19 protein-coding genes are annotated in these 17,540 nt (G+C 71.4%); 2 read left to right on the forward strand and 17 right to left on the reverse strand.

All coding sequences use genetic code 11. From position 1 onward, the window contains the following. Positions 1–21: 21 nt before the first annotated feature. The 3 genes from CHR28_RS28295 to CHR28_RS28305 all read right to left on the reverse strand — a co-directional run bounded on the left by CHR28_RS28295 (position 22) and on the right by CHR28_RS28305 (position 3,216). Positions 22–1,776: an NAD+ synthase gene (locus CHR28_RS28295; protein WP_094056540.1), complete on the reverse strand. Its 1,755-nt coding sequence runs from the start codon at positions 1,774–1,776 to the stop codon at positions 22–24. Between the two features lie 157 nt (positions 1,777–1,933). Further along, positions 1,934–2,554 carry a DUF305 domain-containing protein gene (locus tag CHR28_RS28300; protein WP_094056541.1) on the reverse strand — a complete coding sequence of 207 codons (621 nt, stop codon included), beginning with the start codon at positions 2,552–2,554 and terminating at the stop codon, positions 1,934–1,936. Next, positions 2,551–3,216 carry a DUF3105 domain-containing protein gene (locus tag CHR28_RS28305; RefSeq protein ID WP_094056542.1) on the reverse strand — a complete coding sequence of 222 codons (666 nt, stop codon included), beginning with the start codon at positions 3,214–3,216 and terminating at the stop codon, positions 2,551–2,553. Before CHR28_RS28305 ends, CHR28_RS28300 begins: the two co-directional genes overlap by 4 nt. 187 nt (positions 3,217–3,403) lie before the next feature. On the opposite strand from CHR28_RS28305, the gene CHR28_RS28310 reads away from it, so the two are divergent. Further along, entirely contained in the window at positions 3,404–3,862 is a 459-nt protein-coding gene (locus CHR28_RS28310) for an RrF2 family transcriptional regulator (RefSeq protein ID WP_094056543.1), read from the forward strand. Here the strand turns inward: CHR28_RS28310 and CHR28_RS28315 are convergent. Beyond that, positions 3,853–5,040, reverse strand: a complete 1,188-nt coding sequence (locus CHR28_RS28315) for a globin domain-containing protein (RefSeq protein ID WP_094056544.1) — start codon at positions 5,038–5,040, stop codon at positions 3,853–3,855. The two genes, CHR28_RS28310 and CHR28_RS28315, sit on opposite strands and share 10 nt — an antisense overlap. Positions 5,041–5,332: 292 nt before the next feature. Here CHR28_RS28315 and glnA point away from each other — a divergent pair, with 292 nt between their 5' ends. Further along, positions 5,333–6,694 carry a type I glutamate--ammonia ligase gene (gene glnA, locus CHR28_RS28320; RefSeq protein WP_094056627.1) on the forward strand — a complete coding sequence of 454 codons (1,362 nt, stop codon included), beginning with the start codon at positions 5,333–5,335 and terminating at the stop codon, positions 6,692–6,694. A 76-nt stretch (positions 6,695–6,770) separates the two neighbouring features. Here glnA and CHR28_RS28325 read toward each other — a convergent pair whose 3' ends face one another. The 13 genes from CHR28_RS28325 to CHR28_RS28385 form a co-directional block, all read right to left on the reverse strand. Continuing rightward, complete coding sequence (locus CHR28_RS28325) at positions 6,771–8,039, reverse strand: tyrosine-type recombinase/integrase (RefSeq protein ID WP_094056545.1); 1,269 nt, start codon at positions 8,037–8,039, stop codon at positions 6,771–6,773. A 75-nt stretch (positions 8,040–8,114) separates the two neighbouring features. Next, entirely contained in the window at positions 8,115–8,354 is a 240-nt protein-coding gene (locus CHR28_RS28330) for a helix-turn-helix transcriptional regulator (RefSeq protein ID WP_094056546.1), read from the reverse strand. Between the two features lie 451 nt (positions 8,355–8,805). After that, positions 8,806–10,281 carry an ATP-binding protein gene (locus tag CHR28_RS28335; protein WP_094056547.1) on the reverse strand — a complete coding sequence of 492 codons (1,476 nt, stop codon included), beginning with the start codon at positions 10,279–10,281 and terminating at the stop codon, positions 8,806–8,808. Positions 10,282–10,283: 2 nt separating this feature from the next. Continuing rightward, on the reverse strand, positions 10,284–11,171 hold the full coding sequence (locus CHR28_RS28340; protein WP_256984453.1) for a bifunctional DNA primase/polymerase: 888 nt from the start codon (positions 11,169–11,171) through the stop codon (positions 10,284–10,286). A gap of 85 nt (positions 11,172–11,256) precedes the next feature. Beyond that, positions 11,257–11,514, reverse strand: coding sequence for a hypothetical protein (locus CHR28_RS28345; RefSeq protein WP_094056548.1), 258 nt, complete (start codon positions 11,512–11,514; stop codon positions 11,257–11,259). Positions 11,515–11,525: 11 nt separating this feature from the next. After that, positions 11,526–11,996: a hypothetical protein gene (locus CHR28_RS28350; protein ID WP_094056549.1), complete on the reverse strand. Its 471-nt coding sequence runs from the start codon at positions 11,994–11,996 to the stop codon at positions 11,526–11,528. A gap of 158 nt (positions 11,997–12,154) precedes the next feature. Then, positions 12,155–14,230 carry a plasmid transfer protein TraB gene (gene traB / locus CHR28_RS28355; protein WP_094056550.1) on the reverse strand — a complete coding sequence of 692 codons (2,076 nt, stop codon included), beginning with the start codon at positions 14,228–14,230 and terminating at the stop codon, positions 12,155–12,157. Between the two features lie 12 nt (positions 14,231–14,242). Continuing rightward, positions 14,243–14,842, reverse strand: coding sequence for a plasmid transfer protein TraA (gene traA / locus CHR28_RS28360; RefSeq protein ID WP_094056551.1), 600 nt, complete (start codon positions 14,840–14,842; stop codon positions 14,243–14,245). A 17-nt stretch (positions 14,843–14,859) separates the two neighbouring features. Beyond that, entirely contained in the window at positions 14,860–15,357 is a 498-nt protein-coding gene (locus tag CHR28_RS28365; RefSeq protein WP_094056552.1) for a hypothetical protein, read from the reverse strand. A gap of 29 nt (positions 15,358–15,386) precedes the next feature. Beyond that, positions 15,387–15,728 (reverse strand): RRQRL motif-containing zinc-binding protein, encoded by a 342-nt coding sequence (locus CHR28_RS28370; protein WP_094056553.1) that lies wholly within the window; start codon positions 15,726–15,728, stop codon positions 15,387–15,389. Then, on the reverse strand, positions 15,728–16,702 hold the full coding sequence (locus CHR28_RS28375; protein ID WP_094056554.1) for a DUF2637 domain-containing protein: 975 nt from the start codon (positions 16,700–16,702) through the stop codon (positions 15,728–15,730). Before CHR28_RS28375 ends, CHR28_RS28370 begins: the two co-directional genes overlap by 1 nt. Beyond that, positions 16,699–16,920, reverse strand: coding sequence for a DUF6303 family protein (locus CHR28_RS28380; protein ID WP_373453394.1), 222 nt, complete (start codon positions 16,918–16,920; stop codon positions 16,699–16,701). Before CHR28_RS28380 ends, CHR28_RS28375 begins: the two co-directional genes overlap by 4 nt. A 65-nt stretch (positions 16,921–16,985) precedes the next feature. Beyond that, positions 16,986–17,249, reverse strand: a complete 264-nt coding sequence (locus CHR28_RS28385) for a DUF6284 family protein (RefSeq protein WP_094056556.1) — start codon at positions 17,247–17,249, stop codon at positions 16,986–16,988. Between the last annotated feature and the right edge of the window lie 291 nt (positions 17,250–17,540).

The raw sequence follows: 17,540 nt of genomic DNA on the forward strand, positions 1-17,540 counted from the left end.
CAAGCTCCCCGCCTCGGCGCGTCAGACCGACTCGCGCCACCCGTTCGTGATCGGCAGGCGCCGGTCCTTGCCGAAGCCCTTCGCCGAGATCTTCGTCCCCGGCGGGTACTGCCGCCGCTTGTACTCGGCCGTGTCGACCATGCGCAGGGTCTTCACGACCAGCTCGCGGTCGAAGCCGGCCGCGACGATCTCGTCCGCGCCGCGGTCCCGGTCGACGTACAGCTCCAGGATCGCGTCGAGCACCGGGTAGTCGGGCAGCGAGTCCGTGTCCACCTGGCCCGGGCGCAGTTCCGCGCTCGGCGGCTTGGTGATCGAGTTCTCCGGGATCGGCGGGGTCTGGCCGCGCTCCCGGGCCGCCCGGTTGCGCCACTCCGCGAGCCGGAAGACCGACGTCTTGTACACGTCCTTGATGGGGCCGTACGCGCCGACGGAGTCGCCGTAGAGCGTGGAGTAGCCGACCGCGAGCTCCGACTTGTTGCCGGGGGCCAGGACGATGTGGCCCTCCTGGTTGGAGACGGCCATCAGCAGCGTGCCGCGCAGGCGCGACTGGAGGTTCTCCTCCGCCAGGCCCGTCAGGCCCAGCGAGCCCATGTAGGCGTCGAACATCGGCTCGATGGGGACCGTGCGGTAGTTGAGGCCCGTGCGGCGGGCCAGCTCGGCCGCGTCGTCCTTGGAGTGGTCCGAGGAGTACTTCGACGGCATCGACACGCCGTACACGTTCTCCGCGCCCACCGCGTCGCAGGCGATCGCCGCGACCAGGGACGAGTCGATGCCGCCCGACAGGCCGATCAGCACGGACCGGAAGCCGTTCTTCGCGACGTACGCCCGCAGGCCCACGACCAGCGCCGAGTAGACCTCCTCGTCGTCGTCGAGACGGTCCGCGTAGCCGCCCGTCAGCTCCGGCTCGTAGGCCGGCAGCGGCTCCTCGGAGAGCACCACCCGGTCGATGCGCAGGCCGTCGTCGACCACGCCCGTCGGGGCGTCCACGGCCGCCGCCGGCAGGTCCAGGTCCAGCACCACGCAGCCCTCTGAGAACTGCGGGGCCCGCGCCACGACCTCGCCGTCCTTGTCGACCACGATCGAGTCGCCGTCGAAGACCAGCTCGTCCTGGCCGCCGATCATGGCCAGGTACGCCGTCGTGCACCCGGCCTCCTGGGCCCGCTTGCGCACCAGCTCCAGGCGCGTGTCGTCCTTGTTGCGCTCGTAGGGGGAGGCGTTGATCGAGACCAGCAGACCCGCCCCGGCCGAACGGGCGGCGGGGACGCGGCCGCCGTCCTGCCAGAGGTCCTCGCAGATGGCCAGGGCGACGTCGACCCCGTGCACCCGCAGCACCGGCATGCTGTCGCCGGGCACGAAGTAGCGGAACTCGTCGAAGACGCCGTAGTTCGGCAGGTGGTGCTTGGCGTAGGTCAGGACCACCTCGCCGCCGTACAGCACCGCCCCCGCGTTCTGCGGGGCGCCGGCCGGCTGGCCGTACTTCGGCTGGGCGGTCTCGCTGCGGTCGAGGTAGCCGACGATCACCGGCAGCCGGCCGAAGCCCTCGTCGGCCAGCCGGGCCGCCAGCGCGCGCAGCGCCGCCCGGGAGGCCTCCACGAAGGACGACCTGAGGGCCAGGTCCTCGACGGGATACCCGGTCAACGCCATCTCCGGGAACGCCACGAGATGCGCTCCCTGCTCGGCGGAGTGCCGGGTCCAGCGGACGATCGACTCGGCGTTCCCGGCGAGGTCGCCGACGCTCGAGTCGATCTGGTTCAGGGCGAGACGTAGTTGAGGCACGAGGTCAGTGTAATCGTCAGAGCGACACAATGGGGTGGTGTGGTCCATCCCACACCACCCCTGTGGCCGTACGCCCGTCAGCGCCGGTGCGCGGCCGCCGGCCACGCCTTCACGGCGGCCACCTGCGAACCGTGCATGCCCGGGGGACCTCTGCGCCCTACGTGCGGGGCGCGGCGCCGCGGGCCTTGAGCAGGTCCGCCATGAGCCCGATCTCCGACTGCTGCGCGTCCACCATGCCCCGCGCGAGCCGCTTCTCCACCCCGACCGCGCACTTCTCCACGCAGCCCTGGGCCATGTGGATGCCGCCCTTGTGGTGGTCCGTCATCAGCTGCAGGTAGAAGATCTCGGCCTGCTTCCCGCTGAGTTCGCCGAGCTTCTTCATCTCGGTGTTCGTGGCCATTCCCGGCATCAGCGCGCCGTCCTTGCCGGAGGCCATGCCGCCCATGTCCATCCAGGTCATCGGCGGCTCGGAGGACACCTTGGGCAGGCCCCACAGGTCCAGCCAGCCGAGCATCATGCCGCGCTGGTTGGCCTGCGTCTGCGCGATGTCGTAGGCGAGGCGGCGCACCTCCTCGTCCTTCGTGCGGTCGCGCACGATGTACGACATCTCCACGGCCTGCTGGTGGTGCACCGCCATGTCGCGCGCGAAACCGGCGTCCGCGGACTCGGCGGAGGGGGTCGTGCTGCCGCCGTCGTCCCCGGCGACGGCGTAGGTGATCGCGCCGGCCGCGACGAGCGCCGTCACCGCGGCCCCGGCGACCAGACCGACGTGCCTCACTGCGCCAGCCCGTTGGTGCAGGCGGCACCCGGCTCGGGGGTCTGCTCGCCCTGGACGAACTTCTCGAAGAACTTGTCCACGTTCGGGTCGTCCGCGCCCGTCACGGTGCGCTGGTGACCCCACGCCGAGAGCATGATCGGGTCCTTCTGGTCGTCCATCGGGCTCATCAGCGTGTACGGCGTCTTCTTCACCTTCGCCGCGAGCGCGTCGACGTCGGCCTTCTTCGCGGCGGCGTTGTACGTCACCCACACCGCGCCGTGCTCCAGCGAGTGCACGGCGTTGGTGTTGTCGATCTCCTTGGTGTAGACGTCGCCGTTGCAGTTCATCCACACCTGGTTGTGGTCGCCGCCGACCGGCGGCTCGGTCGCGTACTTCACGGCCTTGGCGACGTGGTTCCGGGAGAGCTTGCCCTCCCAGGTCTTCACGCCGTCCTTGCCGGTGACGAACCTGCCCTTGCCCGAGGAGTCGCTCGCCGCGGTGTCGCTGCCGTTGTCCGACTGGGACCGCACGAGCACGACACCGCCGGCGATCAGACCGCCGACGATCACGACGCTGGCCGCGATGGTGAGGATCCGGGCGCGGCGCTCACGGGCCTGCTCGGCACGCCGCATCTCCTCTATTCGCGCCTTGCGTGCCGTGTTGCTCTTCTTGGCGGAGCCCATGAGGTGTCCTTCGCGGGAAAAGTGGGACGGTCGGGTGGCCTGATCGTAATGGGGGAGGCGGGGCCCCTCGTAGAGCGGCCGAGGGAAAGGGCCGAATCGATACGGCACCGACAGCTCCCCGACAGCTTCGGCCGGTACGGCCCCGGCTCGTTTGAACCGGCCACATCCCTGTATCTACGCTGCCCGCATGCGGCTGCTGCGCTCCACCGACCTCGCCCTGCGGGTCCTGATGCGGCTCGCCGTCGTGGGCGAGTCGAGTCCGACGACCCGGGAGGTCGCGGACGGCATGGGCGTGCCGTACACCCACCTGGCGAAGGTCGTCGCCGAGCTCCAGCACCGGGGACTGCTGACGGCCCGCCGCGGCCGCGGCGGCGGACTCGCCCTCACCGAGGCCGGCCGCACGGCGTCGGTGGGCGCCGTGGTCCGCGCCTTCGAGGGCGAGGGCGACGTCGTCGACTGCGAGGGGCCGGTCCCCTGCCCGCTGAACTCCGCCTGCCGGCTGCGCGGCGCCCTGCGCCGGGCCCAGGAGGCGTTCTTCGCCTCCCTGGACCCGCTCACCGTGGCGGACATCGCCGCCGAGCCGACGGGGGCGCTGCTGCTCGGGATCTCGCGGCGCCCCGGGGACGGCGGCCCTCCTCAGCTCTGACCCGCCAGCCACAGGTCCGGGCCGAACACCTCGTAGTGGAGGTCGGCCGGTGCCACGCCCTTGGCGAGCAGCTGGGCCCGCACGGACCGCATGAAGGGCAGCGGGCCGCACAGGTACGCGCGCGTGCCCGGGGCGACCGGGACCTCGGCGAGGTCGACCAGGCCGGTGCGGGCCCCGGCCGGGGCGTCCTGCTCGTACCAGAGGTGCAGGGCGGCGTCCGGCAGCTTGCCCGTCCAGGACTCGTGGTCGGCGCGCAGGGCGTGGGTGGCGGGGGAGCGGTCGCCGTGGACGACGGTGACCGGGGCGCGGTGGCCCGAGCCGGCCAGGTGGGCCAGCATCGCGGTGATCGGGGTGACGCCGATGCCCGCCGAGGCCAGTAGCAGGGGCGTGTCGGGACCGGCGTCCAGGATCAGGTCGCCGTAGGCCTCGGACAGCTCCAGGACGTCGCCCTCCCGCACGCGCGCGTGCAGGTGGTGGGAGACCTCGCCGTCGGGGGCGCCGTCGCCGTGGACGCGCTTCACGCTGATCTGCCGCAGGTCCGGGCCCGGCGCCCCCGAGAGGCTGTACTGCCGTATCTGCCGGGCGCCGTCCGGGAGGGTGACGCGGACGGAGACGTACTGGCCGGCGGAGAAGTCCCGCACGGGGCCGCCGTCGGCGGGCCGCAGCCGGAACGTGACCACGTCCGCGGTCTCGGTGACCCGCTCGGCGACCTCCCAGGGCCGCCAGGCGGGCCCGCCGCGCTCCTCGCGCAGCCGCCGCTCGACGGCGATCAGGGCGTTCGCCATCAGCCAGTAGACCTCGTCCCAGGCGGCGGCGACCTCGGGCGTGACGGCCTCGCCCAGCACGCCGGCGATGGCGGCGAACAGGTGCTCGTGGACGATGCCGTACTGCTCGGCGGTGACACCGAGGGAGGCGTGCTTGTGGGCGATGCGCCGCAGCATCGCGTCCGGCCGCTGCTCCGGATGGTCCAGCAGGTGCGCGGCGAAGGCGGCGATGGAACCGGCGAGCGCCTGCCGCTGGGTGCCGGCGGCCTGGTTGCCCCGGTTGAACAGGTCGCGCAGCAACGCGGGGTGGGCCTCGAACAGGCCGGCGTAGAAGCGCTCGGTGATCGTGTCCAGGGCCGCGCCGACGGCGGGGAGGGTGGCGCGGACGGTGGTGGCGGACTGCTCGGACAGCATCGGGGCTCCTCACGTCTCGACTGCGCGCACGCTATTTAAAGTTGCATCTGAGATGCAACTTAAGGCGCGCGGGAGCGAAGCGGACCGGCCGTTACGGATGTCGGTGCGAGCAGGCACTATGGGCTGCAGAGCAGTCCACCCGCCGTACGCGGGTCGTCCGGTCCCCGCCGGTCGGGCGATCATGGTCCGCAACGCGTACGAAATGGTGGTGTGGTGGGATGCTCAGGTGCCCGACCGCCTCCCGTGGTACGGAAGACAGGCGGCCTGACCAGCAAGGATGGGGAAGCGGAAGATGGACAAGCAGCAGGAGTTCGTGCTCCGGACGTTGGAGGAGCGCGACATCCGGTTCGTACGCCTGTGGTTCACGGACGTGCTGGGCTTCCTCAAGTCCGTCGCCGTGGCCCCGGCCGAACTGGAACAGGCCTTCGACGAGGGCATCGGCTTCGACGGCTCCGCGATCGAGGGCTTCGCCCGGGTCTACGAGTCCGACATGATCGCCAAGCCGGACCCGTCGACCTTCCAGATCCTGCCCTGGCGCGCGGAGGCCCCGGGCACGGCGCGCATGTTCTGCGACATCCTCATGCCGGACGGCTCCCCGTCCTTCGCCGACCCGCGCTACGTGCTCAAGCGCGCCCTGGCCCGCGCCTCCGACCTGGGCTTCACGTTCTACACGCACCCGGAGATCGAGTTCTTCCTGCTGAAGGACCGCCCGCTGGACGGCTCCCGCCCCACCCCGGCGGACAACTCCGGCTACTTCGACCACACCCCGACCAACGTCGGCATGGACTTCCGCCGCCAGGCGATCACGATGCTGGAGTCGATGGGCATCTCGGTCGAGTTCTCCCACCACGAGGGCGCGCCCGGCCAGCAGGAGATCGACCTGCGCTACGCCGACGCGCTCTCCACGGCCGACAACGTCATGACCTTCCGCCTGGTCATGAAGCAGGTGGCGCTGGAGCAGGGCGTCCACGCGACGTTCATGCCCAAGCCGTTCTCGGAGCACCCCGGCTCCGGCATGCACACCCACCTCTCCCTCTTCGAGGGCGACCGCAACGCCTTCTACGAGTCGGGCTCGGAGTACCAGCTCTCCAAGGTCGGCCGCTCCTTCATCGCGGGCCTGCTGCGGCACGCGGCGGAGGTCTCCGCCGTCACCAACCAGTGGGTCAACTCCTACAAGCGCATCTGGGGCGGCGCGGAGCGCACGGCGGGCGCGGGCGGCGAGGCCCCGTCGTACATCTGCTGGGGCCACAACAACCGCTCGGCGCTGGTCCGGGTCCCCATGTACAAGCCCGGCAAGACGGGCTCGGCCCGCGTCGAGGTCCGCTCGCTCGACTCCGGCGCGAACCCCTACCTCGCCTACGCGGTCCTGCTCGCCGCCGGCCTCAAGGGCATCGAGGAAGGCTACGAACTCCCGCCGGGCGCGGAGGACGACGTCTGGGCCCTGTCCGACGCGGAGCGCCGCGCGATGGGCATCGAGCCGCTGCCCCAGAACCTGGGCGAGGCCCTGACCCTGATGGAACGCAGCGACCTGGTCGCCGAAACCCTCGGCGAACACGTCTTCGACTTCTTCCTGCGCAACAAGCGGCAGGAGTGGGAGGAGTACCGCTCGGAGGTCACGGCGTTCGAGCTGCGGAAGAACCTTCCGGCGCTGTAAGGGCTGGTCAGAGCAGGGTCTATCGCTGCTGCGGCGGACGGGGCCGACGGTTGTGGACCGTCGGCCCCGTGGCGTCTCACCGGTCCTGGGCCGTCTGTGGGCCGTCGGGCGCCGGATCGGTGCCCTCGTACAGGCCGTCGACGGCCTTCCGGGCCCGTGCGTCGCTGCTCGGCATGAGGTGTGTGTAGACCCGGAGCGTGAATCCTGGGTCGTTGTGGCCGAGGTAGGCACTCAACGCCTTGACGTTCTCGCCGGCGTCCAGCAGGACGGACGCGTAGAAGTGCCTGAGGGCGTGCATGCCGTGTTCGCGGGCGGCCTGGTGACGCTCTCCGGGCTTCGGCGTGGGGATGACCCCAGCAGCCACGAGAGCAGGCTTCCACGCGCGGTCGTTGAAGTCGGTACGCCGAACCGCGCCCGCGCCGTCGAGGCGGGTGAACAGCAACCGCTTCGTCACAGGCGGACCGTCCACCCGGAGCCAGGGAAGGGTGATCTCCACCGGGGGGAACGCCTCCATGTGCTGCTTGAGGACGTGCGCCACACGGTCCGGCAAGGGGACGTCGCGGATCTTGGCCCGCTTCGGCGGGGCGAACACGAGACCGTCTTTCGTCACCTTCACCTGGTTCGCGATGTGCAGCCATCCGGAGTCGAAGCCGATGGCGTCGACCGGCAACCCGAAGATCTCGCCTTGCCGGAGTCCGCAGCCGCCTCCGAGGTCGACCATCGCGCGGTACTGCTCCGGCAGTGCCGCACGCACAGCGAAGACGCGCTCTGCACTCCACGGCACGACACGGCCACTTCCCGCGGCCGGCGGACGAACCGATTGCGCGCGGCACGGGTTCTTGGACAGGTGACCGTCGTCCACGGCCGCGTTGAGGACCGTCGAGACGTTGTTGTAGATCACGCGCCGGTAAGACGCCGCAGGGACGGCCCGTTCCAGTTCGCTGAGCCAATCCCGGATGTGTTCCGGCTTGAACGAGCCGAGCGGTCGCGGCCCCAGGTAGGGGATGGCGTGGCCGCGGATTGCAGACTCCACCGACTCTCGTGTGGTCATGTCGGTGGTCTGCGTGCTCAGCCACTTCTCGGCGTACTGCCGGAACGTCACGCGGCTCGCGGCCGGGTCCACGTACTGACCCCGGGACATGTCGGCCTCGATGTGGGCGAGCCACTGATCGGCCAGTCGCTTCTGCCCGTCCGGGAACGACTTGCTCTTCTCGGTGCCGTCCGGGCCGATGTAGCGGGCGCGGTAGCGCATTCCGGTGCCGTAGCGGGCCGTGCGTACGCGGCGGGGCTTGCCGGCGGCGTCGGGTTCGGTCTTGTACCACCGGTCTTGGATGTGGCCTGCCATCAGGCAGTGGTCCTCTCGACATGCGGCAGGGAGGGCCGCGCGGGCGGCTCTCCCTGCCGTGTGGTGGGTGTTCGGTTAGGCGGCGGTGGCGTCGGCGTGCTTGCGCTGGTCGACGTAGGCCCTTACGTCGGCGGGGTCGTAGCGGAGGTGTTTGCCGATGCGGAAGCCCGGCGGGCCGGTCCGCTTCTTGCGCCACTGATAGACGGTCTCCAGGGGCACCTCGAACATCTCGGCGATGTCGTCGGGGGTGAGGTACCGGTCAGGGAGGCCACCGCGGACAGCGGCGCGAGGGTCGAGGTCTCTCGGTGTTGCCATAGGAGCTCCAGGGCGCGGGCGTGGCCGTGTCTGTCCGAAGTGCGGATTTCTGCGTCATTGCGTCATCAGCGTCATTCGGGCTGATGACCTGCGGCTTTGCGTGACGCAGTGAAGTGGGGGTGCGTCACCGGGGCGTCATGGGCTGTGTCATCAGGTGACGCAGATGACGCAAGATGACGCAGACACGGCCGTCTGCGTCATTCCCCTATGCGCAGGTCAGGGGTGATATCTCGGCCTGCGTGACGCAGATGACGCAGGGTTCCTTCCCTTGGGACAAGGGAGGGGGGTGGCGTCTGTTGTGGTCCGGTGCCGCTTCAAGCGTGAAGAGCGAGCCGCTGCGCGGCGCGACCCTCGCAGGGCGGCTGTCGCCGCCGAACAGCAAGAAGAGCACGCGCGGCGGTGGCCGGTGGTGCTCTTCTTGCTTGTCCGGGGACCGTTCGGGGGCGCGGGGTCAGAAGATCCGCTTCTCCTCGTGGGGCGGCGGCGCCTGCAGGTGGGTCATTTCGAGGTAGCGGCCCTCGCTGGTGCGGCCCGATTCGATCAGGACCCCGCGAGCGGCAAGGGTGGGCTGGAGGCGCTTGAGCCGGTCGGAGAGGACCTTGCCCGTGGTCGGCCACCCCTTGGGCAGCGGACGCATGTCGTCGCCGCTGTAGAGGCGGCTGAGGCAGTGCAGCCACTCCGTGGAGGTCATCCGCTGCTCGCCGCCCGGCTCGATGGTCTCGGCGTGCTTGAGGACCGTCTGCGCGAGCAAGTCGCCCTCAATCACGTCGTCGTTGAGGTCGTCGAGGCTGCGCCGGTAGGCAGCGAGGGCTCCCAGGCCGGTCGCGGCGTCGAGCTGCGCGCACAGGTGCGCGAAGTCCGCCATCCGCAGATCGGTCGGGGTCTCCGCCTCAGCTGCACGGACCTTGACCGTGAGGTCGAGCAGGGACCCGAGGATGACCGGCAGGGCTTCGGCGTACTCTGCCCACAGCTCCGCCTCTGTGCGCCGGACGCGGGGGCGTTCCAGGCGCAGGGGCAGGAGGCGTTCGGCGAGGTCGGGCCGGATGACTCCCACGTCGATGCCGGTGAGCAGCATGGGGCGGCGGTAGCGGGCCCGGACCACGTCCCCGTCGGTGTACAGGGCGCGCTTGACGTTCTCGGCGCCCGTGACGATGCAGCACATCGCGTCCGACAGGTCCGGGGTCATGTGGGAGAGGTTGTCCAGGGCGGTGACCCATCCGGCGGCCACGGCCGCGATCAGGTTCTCCTCGTCCTTCGGGGCGCGGCGCAGGTCGCCGCTCATGCCCTCGATGATCCGCACGAGCATCCGCCCGCCCGTGGACTTGCCGGCGCCCTGCGGACCGGTCAGGAACGGCGCGGGCACGGGCACGGATGGCCCGAGACAGCCGATCAGCCAGGCGATGGCCAGGCACTCGGTCTCGGCGCCGGCGAAGTTGCATAGCCGGAGCAGGAGATCGATGCCCTTGCCGTCGGTGTCCTTGACCGGCAGGGGCAACTCGCCCGTGAGCTGGGTGCGGCGCCAGCACACTTCCCGCGGGTCGGGAATGGCGATGTCCCAGCCGGTGGGGTGGATACGGACGGATTGGCCGTCGGTGCGGCCCAGGTCCAGCCACGTCGCCCCGTCGAACCCGGGCGCCACGCGGATGTGGACGGGCTGCACGTCCTCGGTCAGCGCCAGGGCCTCGATCAAGTCCAGTGCCTCCTTGAGCGCGGTGCCGTTGAACACACCCAGTCCGTCACGGTAGAGACCGACCATGAGTTCCTGTCGGTGGCTTCCCGTCGTGCCCTGCGAGCGGATCGGGCGGGCCACGGGGTGGCCGTTCTTCTGCGCGTACACGGTGCCGTCGGCGGTGCGGAAGTACCGGAAGTGGGCCTGTGCGTAGTCGGTGATGACCTCACGGGCTGGGGTCTTGTCGTCGTCGGACATGCTCACAGTCCCAACCTGGTGCGGGCGTTGGCCCACGCGTCGGTGCAGTGCCGCAGCGTCTCGCCCTTGGCCTGAGCGGCGGCGAACAGCCGCGCCACGTGCGCGTCGGTGAGGCAACCGCACCGGCCATGCGTGGACAGCACTGCCAGGAACGCCCGGTAGACGGTCGCGTGGACCGCGCTGCGAGCCTCGACGACGCGCTGCTCCGCCATGGCGATGCCACGCTCCAGATAGGCGGGCGTGCGGTGAGGGCACTCCGCCTCCCCGGCCGGTGCGGGGACGGTGTAGCCGTGCGGCGCCGGCCGGGCGGGGGAGGGCTTCTTCACGGCCAGTCCACGGACGGTGTCCGGCAGGGGGGTCAGGGTTCCGGTGCCGGGGCTGAGGTAGCGGGCGTAGGACATGGCCGACTTGATGTCGACGCCGGGCCGCACCGCGTTGTGCGACGACATGACGCCCTGGTAGATCCAGTGCTCACCGCGCGTCGTCTCCACGGCCCTGGTGGCAGGCAGGGCGGTGCGGGCCCATGCGACGGCCGCCGCGTCGTCGAGGTCCACCACGGTCAGTCCTGCGGCGCCGGGGTGGTAGGCGACGCAGACGGCCCGCCGCCACGCGGTCATCCAGGCCGGGGAGGTGAGCACGTCCGGATCGGTGGTGGCGGCGGCCCACGCGTGACAAGGCGCCGGGCAAATGCAGGCGCCCGCGCTCTTCATGTTCGGCCGACCGCCGCACGCGTTGTTCGCGCACTGCGGGCAGTTGCCGAACGGGGCCTTCCCCGCGCGCAGGGGCAGCACCGGCACACCGGTAGCAGCCAGCGTCAGCGCGGTCCGCAGGGGTTCGGGCAGCGCGCTCATGCCGCCGCGCCCTCGCCGGATCAGGGTCGGTTGCGTCATGCTGGATGACCTCCACAGGTCTGTTGATGGCAGGTGGGCAAGGGCGGCCCCGGTCTTTGGCGAGAGGGGGCCGCCCTTGGCGCATCTAGAAGGGCGGTTCGTCGCTGTAGTGGGTCGAGGTGCGGCGGAACAAGCGGGGCAGGGGCAGCAGGACACAACGGCGGGTGCCGTCCCAGCAGGTGCAGGGCTCCCTGTCGGTGCCTGCGTACTCGCCGGTCTCGGGGTCGCCGTAGTCCCGGCTGATCCCGCCGTCGCCGTCGCACAGGGGACACTTCGAGTCGGGAGTGTCGGTGAGAACGACAGCCCGGCGGGGCCAGCGGATGAGCTGGACACGCGGTCGCATCGCAGTTCTCCTCAGCCGTGGTAGTGGTTGCGCTTGAAGACGGCTTTGCGGATGTTGACCGTGGTCCCGCGGCCCTGGTGGCTGCTCCCGCCGAACACCTGCAGAGCGATCCAGCCGCCGAAGATGACGGCGGCGAGGGTGACGAGCTGGGTGATGAGTGCGGTCAGGGCGGTGATGAGTGCGGTCAGGGCGGTGATGAGTGTGGTGAGCAGCAGCAAGCCGCCGCACACCGCGAGGAACCCGATACCCCCGAGGGCGACGTTCACCGCCGTTCGGGAGACAACCGGTTTGGCGACGATCGGTTCGGGCTTGGGGGGTTCGATGGCGTAGCCGGTGACTACCCGCCCGTCCGGGAGGACGACGCTCGCGACGGCCGGAACGGCGTGCGGCTGGACGGGGACGACCGACGCGGCCGACGGGTGCACGGCGATGGGATGCGGCTGGTGGACTTCGACGGCCACGGGCGGTTCGGGGTGGGCCACGGGGGATCCCTCCGGAATGGCGGCGGGCCCGCGCCAGGGTGGCGGCGCGGGCCCGTGCGGGTGAGTGTCAAGGGGATGTCAGACGACGGTGTCAGGAGTACGTGACACCGCGTCTGCCTAGGGGTTTGGGTGTCAGGCTGCCGTGACGCTGTCAGGCGTCACGCGGCCGTCAGGGCGGGGACGATGCGCCACCGGCCGGTGGTGTTCGTCGGCTCCAGGCGGCCTTCCAGGGCGGCCTCCTTGAGCCGTGCGGAGACCCACGGGCGGGAGAGGTTGTTCCGGTCGCACCAGTCCATGAAGTCCTTGGGACCGACGACCATGTGCCCGGCCCGCTCGAACTCCTCCAGCGCCTGAGCGAACAGGCGCCGGGCCTCCTCCGGCGACGGCTTGCGGCCGGTCTCCTGCCCGAAGATCGGGGCGTCGTCGCCCGGTTCGTCGTCGGGGAGTTCGGCTTCGGGGTCGATGTCGGCGTCCTCGGGGTCGACCAGCGGGCCGTAGCCGGTGTCGTCCATGTCGTCCTCGTCGGTGGCGGTGTGCCCGGCGGGGGTGCCGCCGGGAGTGGGGCGGCCGGTGTAGGCGTTTCCGGCGACGCTGGAGGCGGCGCCGGCGGTGATGGGGTCTGCGGTGGCGCCGTTGCGCTGGGCCCAGTTGGCGAGGACTTCCATGAGGGAGACGGCGTTGGGGCCGAATCCCCAGGTGCGGCCGGGGGAGGCGTAGCGGGTCTCGTCGATGCCGGGGGTGACGAGGTAGCAGTAGCCGGGGCGGCGGTTGCCCCAGGCGCCGGGGTGGGCGCCGGCGTCCAGCACGGTGTCCGGCAGGGAGAACGACTCGTCGCGCGGGTCACAGCCGAGCGCGATCACGGACGGCAGCGAGGCGCGGGTGCTGGTGGACATCTGGTCGTAGGACGGCCGCTGCAGGGACACGATCAGGGATACGCCGGCGGACCGGGCTTCCTGGGCGATGCCGGTGAAGGCGTCGTCCCCGAGGTTGCGCAGGGTGCTGGCGGCCTCTTCCATCCAGGCCACCAGGTACGGCATCCCGGGGCAGCCGCAGGCCCGGCCGTCCGTGCGGCAGGTGTGCTCGGGGTCGTTCTGCACTTGGGCGGCCGCGGGGACCCACTGGCGGTAGTTGTGCTGTCCGAGCCAGCGGGTGCGGGCGGGGATGACGGCCTGGATCGCTTCCACCATGACTTCGGTGGGGGTTCCGCCCTCGGCTGCCCAGTCGATGCCGGGCAGCAGCGGCCGGAAGTCCTGGAACATCTTCGGATCCGACAGCCACAGCAGCACATCCCGCCGGGACAGGATCTCCGTCTGCAGGTTCAGAGCGGTCTCACCCTTGCCCGACCCGGTGCCGCCCGCGATCAGCACGTGGGTGCCGTTGCGGCCCTGCTCGGGGTCGCCGGGCAGCCACAGGAACATCGGGGAGCCGTCGTCGTAGCGGCCGATCACCAGCGGATCGGCGATCGAGCCGCCCAGGTTCGACGGCCCCTCCCAGTACGCGGCCTCAGCGAGCATGTCCTCAGGCACGATGACCAGCTCGCCGCGACGGGAGGAGTCGGCGTCGGGCTGGTAGCGCACGGCGGAGGTGGGCAGGTCCAGCGCGGAGGCGATCCGGCCCAGGGCCTTGGACACGTCGTCGTTGGTCTGCTCACCGGCCTCCACCGCGAGCGGAGCGGTGACCCGGTTCGGCTCCACCTTGGCGTTGCCGATCTGCGCCCGCGCCAGACCGACCTTCTCCAGCAGACCCTTGTCCCCGCCCTCGGCGGTGGGGGCGTCGTTGCGGCGGAGGATCATGCGGATGTTCCACGACAGCGCCACCGCTGGGGCGCCCATCAGGTACAGGTCGGGCAGCGGGCCCGCGGTGGGCCCGGCCAGGCACGCGGCCGTGGTCCACGCGGACGCCGCGGCCACGGTGATGGCGGAGTGCAGGCGCCGCTGGGGGGTGGTGGCCTTTCCCATCCACCAGGTGGCGCCGGTGAGCCCGACGGAGGCGAGGGTCAGGCCGACCCCGGCCGCCGCGCTCTCGGCCCACTGGAGGCTGCCCAACCCACCGGCGATCCCGATACCGGCGGCGGCCACCCACGGCGGCAGGTGCGGCATCGCGCGCTGCAGCAGGTAGCCGCCCACCCCGCCAGTGGCCTGGCCGGTAAAGAGACCAGGGCCGGGGTAGTCGGTGGTCCGGCCGTTGTCGAGGAAGTCCGTGTGCCGCACGCGGCTGTTGCTGTTCCTTGCCATGGGTCGACCTCCTTACTGCTGGGCCCAGTTCATGACGGGCTGTTGCGGCTTGCGGGCGCGGTGACGGACGCGGTTGATCTCTTCCTCGAACTCCTGCTGGAACGTGGCGTAGCAGGCGGCGGCGTTCTTCGCGGCGCTGCGCAGGTCCTCGGCGGCGCGGTTCATCTTCCGGGCGACCTTCGCCGCACGGATCCGGGAGCCGAACGCCCGGCCCTCGGGGTCCGGCACGGCCGCGAGCACGCCCTTGAGGATCTCAGTGCCCATGGCGACCTCGATCGAGAGCGTCACCGCCGCGGCTCGCAGGGTGTTGCAGTAGTTGCGCACCTGCGCCGGGGAGGTGAAGTCCGGGGCGGGGAGCAGGGCTTCGGCGTGCGGGCGGCGCCCGTTCGAGCCGCCCGCCTGCTTGTTGTTGTTCACGGTGACGTTGATCGGCGGGACGAACGAGCCGCCCATCGCGCCGACGAACCCGCCGGCGGCGGCCCCCGCGTTGGCGAACTTGTTGCCCTTACCGTGGTCGCTGTTGCTGCGAGGGCGGGCGAAGGGCTGGGTCGCCTGCCGATTCGCGAAGCCGCGAACGGCGTTGGCGGCGCTGGTGCGTCCGTTGTTGGCCATGTGGCGTTCTCCTCAGGTCAGCGGGACGGGCGGATGATGAGCCACGCGGTCTGCGCGGCGATGAGGATGAGCAGCCATAGCAGCGCGAGCGGCCCGGCGAGCGGGCCGAACCCGGCGGCCAGTGCCAGCCACACCGCGGCGAGCGTGGCGAGGGTGGCCAGGCCGATGCGCCAGGCGAGCGCGGTGCTGCGGGCCGGGTGGCGGCGCTGCATGACCAGCAGCCATCCCAGCGGCGCCGCCGCTGCAGGGGCGATGACGAGGGAGGACCACCAGGCGATCACGTGCAGCAGCCCGGCCACCAGGAACGCGAGCACAGACAGGCCGGTCGGGGCGAGGGCCTGGCGGAACGTCCACAGGCCGCGGCCCACGAAGCCGAGGGCTTCACGGGTCAGGGACGGGCGTTCGGGAACGACGATCACGAACGGTTCGGAGCGGCGCCCGCGCTGGCGGGGGATGCGGACGGTGTGGACGCCCGCGGCCGTCTTCACGGAGCGTGTACGGGTACGGCTGGACACAGCGAAACTCCAAGGGCAGTCGGAGGGATTCAGGCGGCGCGCTGTTCGTCGTCGGGGTAGGCGCAGGGCACGCACATCCCGAGTGCGGCGGGGATGACGTATCCGGCGTCGTTGTGGCACTGCGGGCAGGTACGGCGGGCGGCGTTGGCTTTGGCCAGGGCCGCCCAGCGGGCCGGGGTCATGGGCCGCATGGGTTGGGCCTGCTCGATGCGGTAGAGGTAGGCGACCAGCGGCCCCCGCCGGCGGCGGGGGCGTTCGAGCTGGGCGGCCACGTCCTGACCACCGGGCCGAAGCCCGCGGGCGCGCAGCTGCCGGCGGGTGGCCAACCCGTCCGGCGCCAGGCGCCAGGGGTAGACCGGGACTGCGGCCATCAGCGGCTCGCGATGGCCAGCTCAGCCCCGCCGTTGCCGGGGTCGCGGTGCTCGGCGTAGCGGGCGGAGACCCACCCGACCGACCAGCCGCACAGTTCGGCGGCGGCGCGCACCGGCAACCCGGCCTCGAACGCGGCCCGCACCATCTGGCGGGCGCGCTCCTCGGGGAGCTTGTCCGCGGCCGGTCCGGCGGCCAGCAGCGCGGCGCGTTCCCGGCGCTCACGCTCGGCCCGCTCTTGCCGCTCCTGCTCGCGGCGCTCGGCCTCAGCGCGCTCACGGCGTTCACGCTCCAGCCGGAGCCGTTCACGCTCGCGTTCCGCGCGTTCACGCTCCTCGCGCTCGGCCCGCTCGCGAGCCTGCGCCCGCTCCTGTTCCTCGCGCCGGGCACGCTCTTCCCGCTCGGCCTGCTCGCGGGTCAAGCGGGCCTCGTGTTCACGCTGTTCACGCGCCAGCATCGCGGCGTGCTCGCGCTCCTCACGGGCGCGCTGCGCGGCAGCCTCACGCCGCTCTGCAGCCGCCTTCTCGCGCGCCTCGCGCTCGGCTCGCTGCTTGTCCTCCAGCGCAGTGACGGCAGCGGCGATTGCGCGCCGGTAGGCAAGCCCGGTCTCGGCGGTGACGATCAACAGCAGCGGCGCGACCGCGTGCACAGCCACGCCCACCAGGTCTTTGGCCAGGGCGGAATCTGCGACGTTCAGGGCCAGGGTCATGCAGCCGGTCATCCAGCGCAGCGCCACCGGCCACCCTCCGCCGTTCCCGCCGAGACGGGCCAGCGCCGCGTCCAGGCGGACCACGATGACCACGGCGGCGTCGACCACGAGCGGCAGGATCGGCGCCGTCCAGTCCCACTCATCCGGTGTGTGTTCCGCCGCGAGCGGGGTGACGGTGAGGATCGAGTACAGCATCGCGCCCGCCACGATCAGCCACGTACCGGCCGACAGCGCGCGCTCGGCTGAACGGATCTGAACGCCGTTCACGCGCCCACCTCCGCTCGTGAACGCACCCGGATCGCGGCAATCAGCAGCACCGGCGAGGACGGGTCGAAGGGGGTTTCGCTGTCCTCGGTCCACTGCCACGCAGCGTCCGGCACCGGCTCGAACCCGAGCACGCTGAGCGCGTTCACGCGGTCCGTGAGCGTCGGCACCGGCCCGCCATGACCGAAGCTGTACTCCGGCCACCGCGCGGTGGTGTTCATGAGCACTACGTACAGGTGCCACCGGCCCCGACGCGTCGACATCTGCGCCGTGAACTCGCCGGCCATCACGCCACCACCCCCGGCACCGTGGCGCCGCGGTTGGTCAGCTCACGCCGCACGGTCAGCACCTTGCGGCGGGCCCGCCGCAGTCGGCGCGTGTCCCACTCCGTCGCGGGGCGGTCCAGCAGGCTGATCTGTACGTCCAGCAACTCGACCTCCGCCACGATCAGCGGCGTCTCGCTGGCGATGGCGTCCAGCTCGACAGCGGTCGGCTCGCGGTCGAACTCGTCGGCGGTAACAACCACCTGAACAGCACCGATGTGCTTCATGGGTCGTGGTTCCTCTCAGGGCGATACGGCCCAGACAGCGGCCCCGGTGTTCCAGCACCGGGGCCGCGCGCCGTTGAAGTCGGACGTTCCGGCTCCCCGCGCCCCCGTCCGTCGACCAGCCGCGATGAGGGCGGTCGACGGGCGGGAGAGGCAGCCGGCCGCAGCACTAGGCGCTGCGATGCCAGGAAGAGAGCGGACCGGGAAGTGCGTACGGGCGACGCCGACCGGTCCAGCACGGCGGCGCCCCACGGATGTCGTCGGTACACCGGGGTTCCTCTCAGTCGAGATCAG

The organism is Streptomyces sp. XY006 (assembly GCF_002237655.1).
In the GTDB taxonomy this organism is placed as follows: domain Bacteria; phylum Actinomycetota; class Actinomycetes; order Streptomycetales; family Streptomycetaceae; genus Streptomyces; species Streptomyces levis.

What these genes read in the sequence shown, in the direction of transcription:
- traB (WP_094056550.1), bottom strand. Translation starts at nt 14,230, where the DNA reads ATGGCAAGGAACAGCAACAGCCGCGTGCGGCACACGGACTTCCTCGAC.
- traA (WP_094056551.1), bottom strand. Translation starts at nt 14,842, where the DNA reads ATGGCCAACAACGGACGCACCAGCGCCGCCAACGCCGTTCGCGGCTTC.
- CHR28_RS28340 (WP_256984453.1), bottom strand. Translation starts at nt 11,171, where the DNA reads ATGACGCAACCGACCCTGATCCGGCGAGGGCGCGGCGGCATGAGCGCG.
- CHR28_RS28325 (WP_094056545.1), bottom strand. Translation starts at nt 8,039, where the DNA reads ATGGCAGGCCACATCCAAGACCGGTGGTACAAGACCGAACCCGACGCC.
- CHR28_RS28385 (WP_094056556.1), bottom strand. Translation starts at nt 17,249, where the DNA reads ATGAAGCACATCGGTGCTGTTCAGGTGGTTGTTACCGCCGACGAGTTC.
- CHR28_RS28330 (WP_094056546.1), bottom strand. Translation starts at nt 8,354, where the DNA reads ATGGCAACACCGAGAGACCTCGACCCTCGCGCCGCTGTCCGCGGTGGC.
- glnA (WP_094056627.1), top strand. Translation starts at nt 5,333, where the DNA reads ATGGACAAGCAGCAGGAGTTCGTGCTCCGGACGTTGGAGGAGCGCGAC.
- CHR28_RS28345 (WP_094056548.1), bottom strand. Translation starts at nt 11,514, where the DNA reads ATGCGACCGCGTGTCCAGCTCATCCGCTGGCCCCGCCGGGCTGTCGTT.
- CHR28_RS28380 (WP_373453394.1), bottom strand. Translation starts at nt 16,920, where the DNA reads ATGAACACCACCGCGCGGTGGCCGGAGTACAGCTTCGGTCATGGCGGG.
- CHR28_RS28315 (WP_094056544.1), bottom strand. Translation starts at nt 5,040, where the DNA reads ATGCTGTCCGAGCAGTCCGCCACCACCGTCCGCGCCACCCTCCCCGCC.
- CHR28_RS28370 (WP_094056553.1), bottom strand. Translation starts at nt 15,728, where the DNA reads ATGGCCGCAGTCCCGGTCTACCCCTGGCGCCTGGCGCCGGACGGGTTG.
- CHR28_RS28305 (WP_094056542.1), bottom strand. Translation starts at nt 3,216, where the DNA reads ATGGGCTCCGCCAAGAAGAGCAACACGGCACGCAAGGCGCGAATAGAG.
- CHR28_RS28310 (WP_094056543.1), top strand. Translation starts at nt 3,404, where the DNA reads ATGCGGCTGCTGCGCTCCACCGACCTCGCCCTGCGGGTCCTGATGCGG.
- CHR28_RS28335 (WP_094056547.1), bottom strand. Translation starts at nt 10,281, where the DNA reads ATGTCCGACGACGACAAGACCCCAGCCCGTGAGGTCATCACCGACTAC.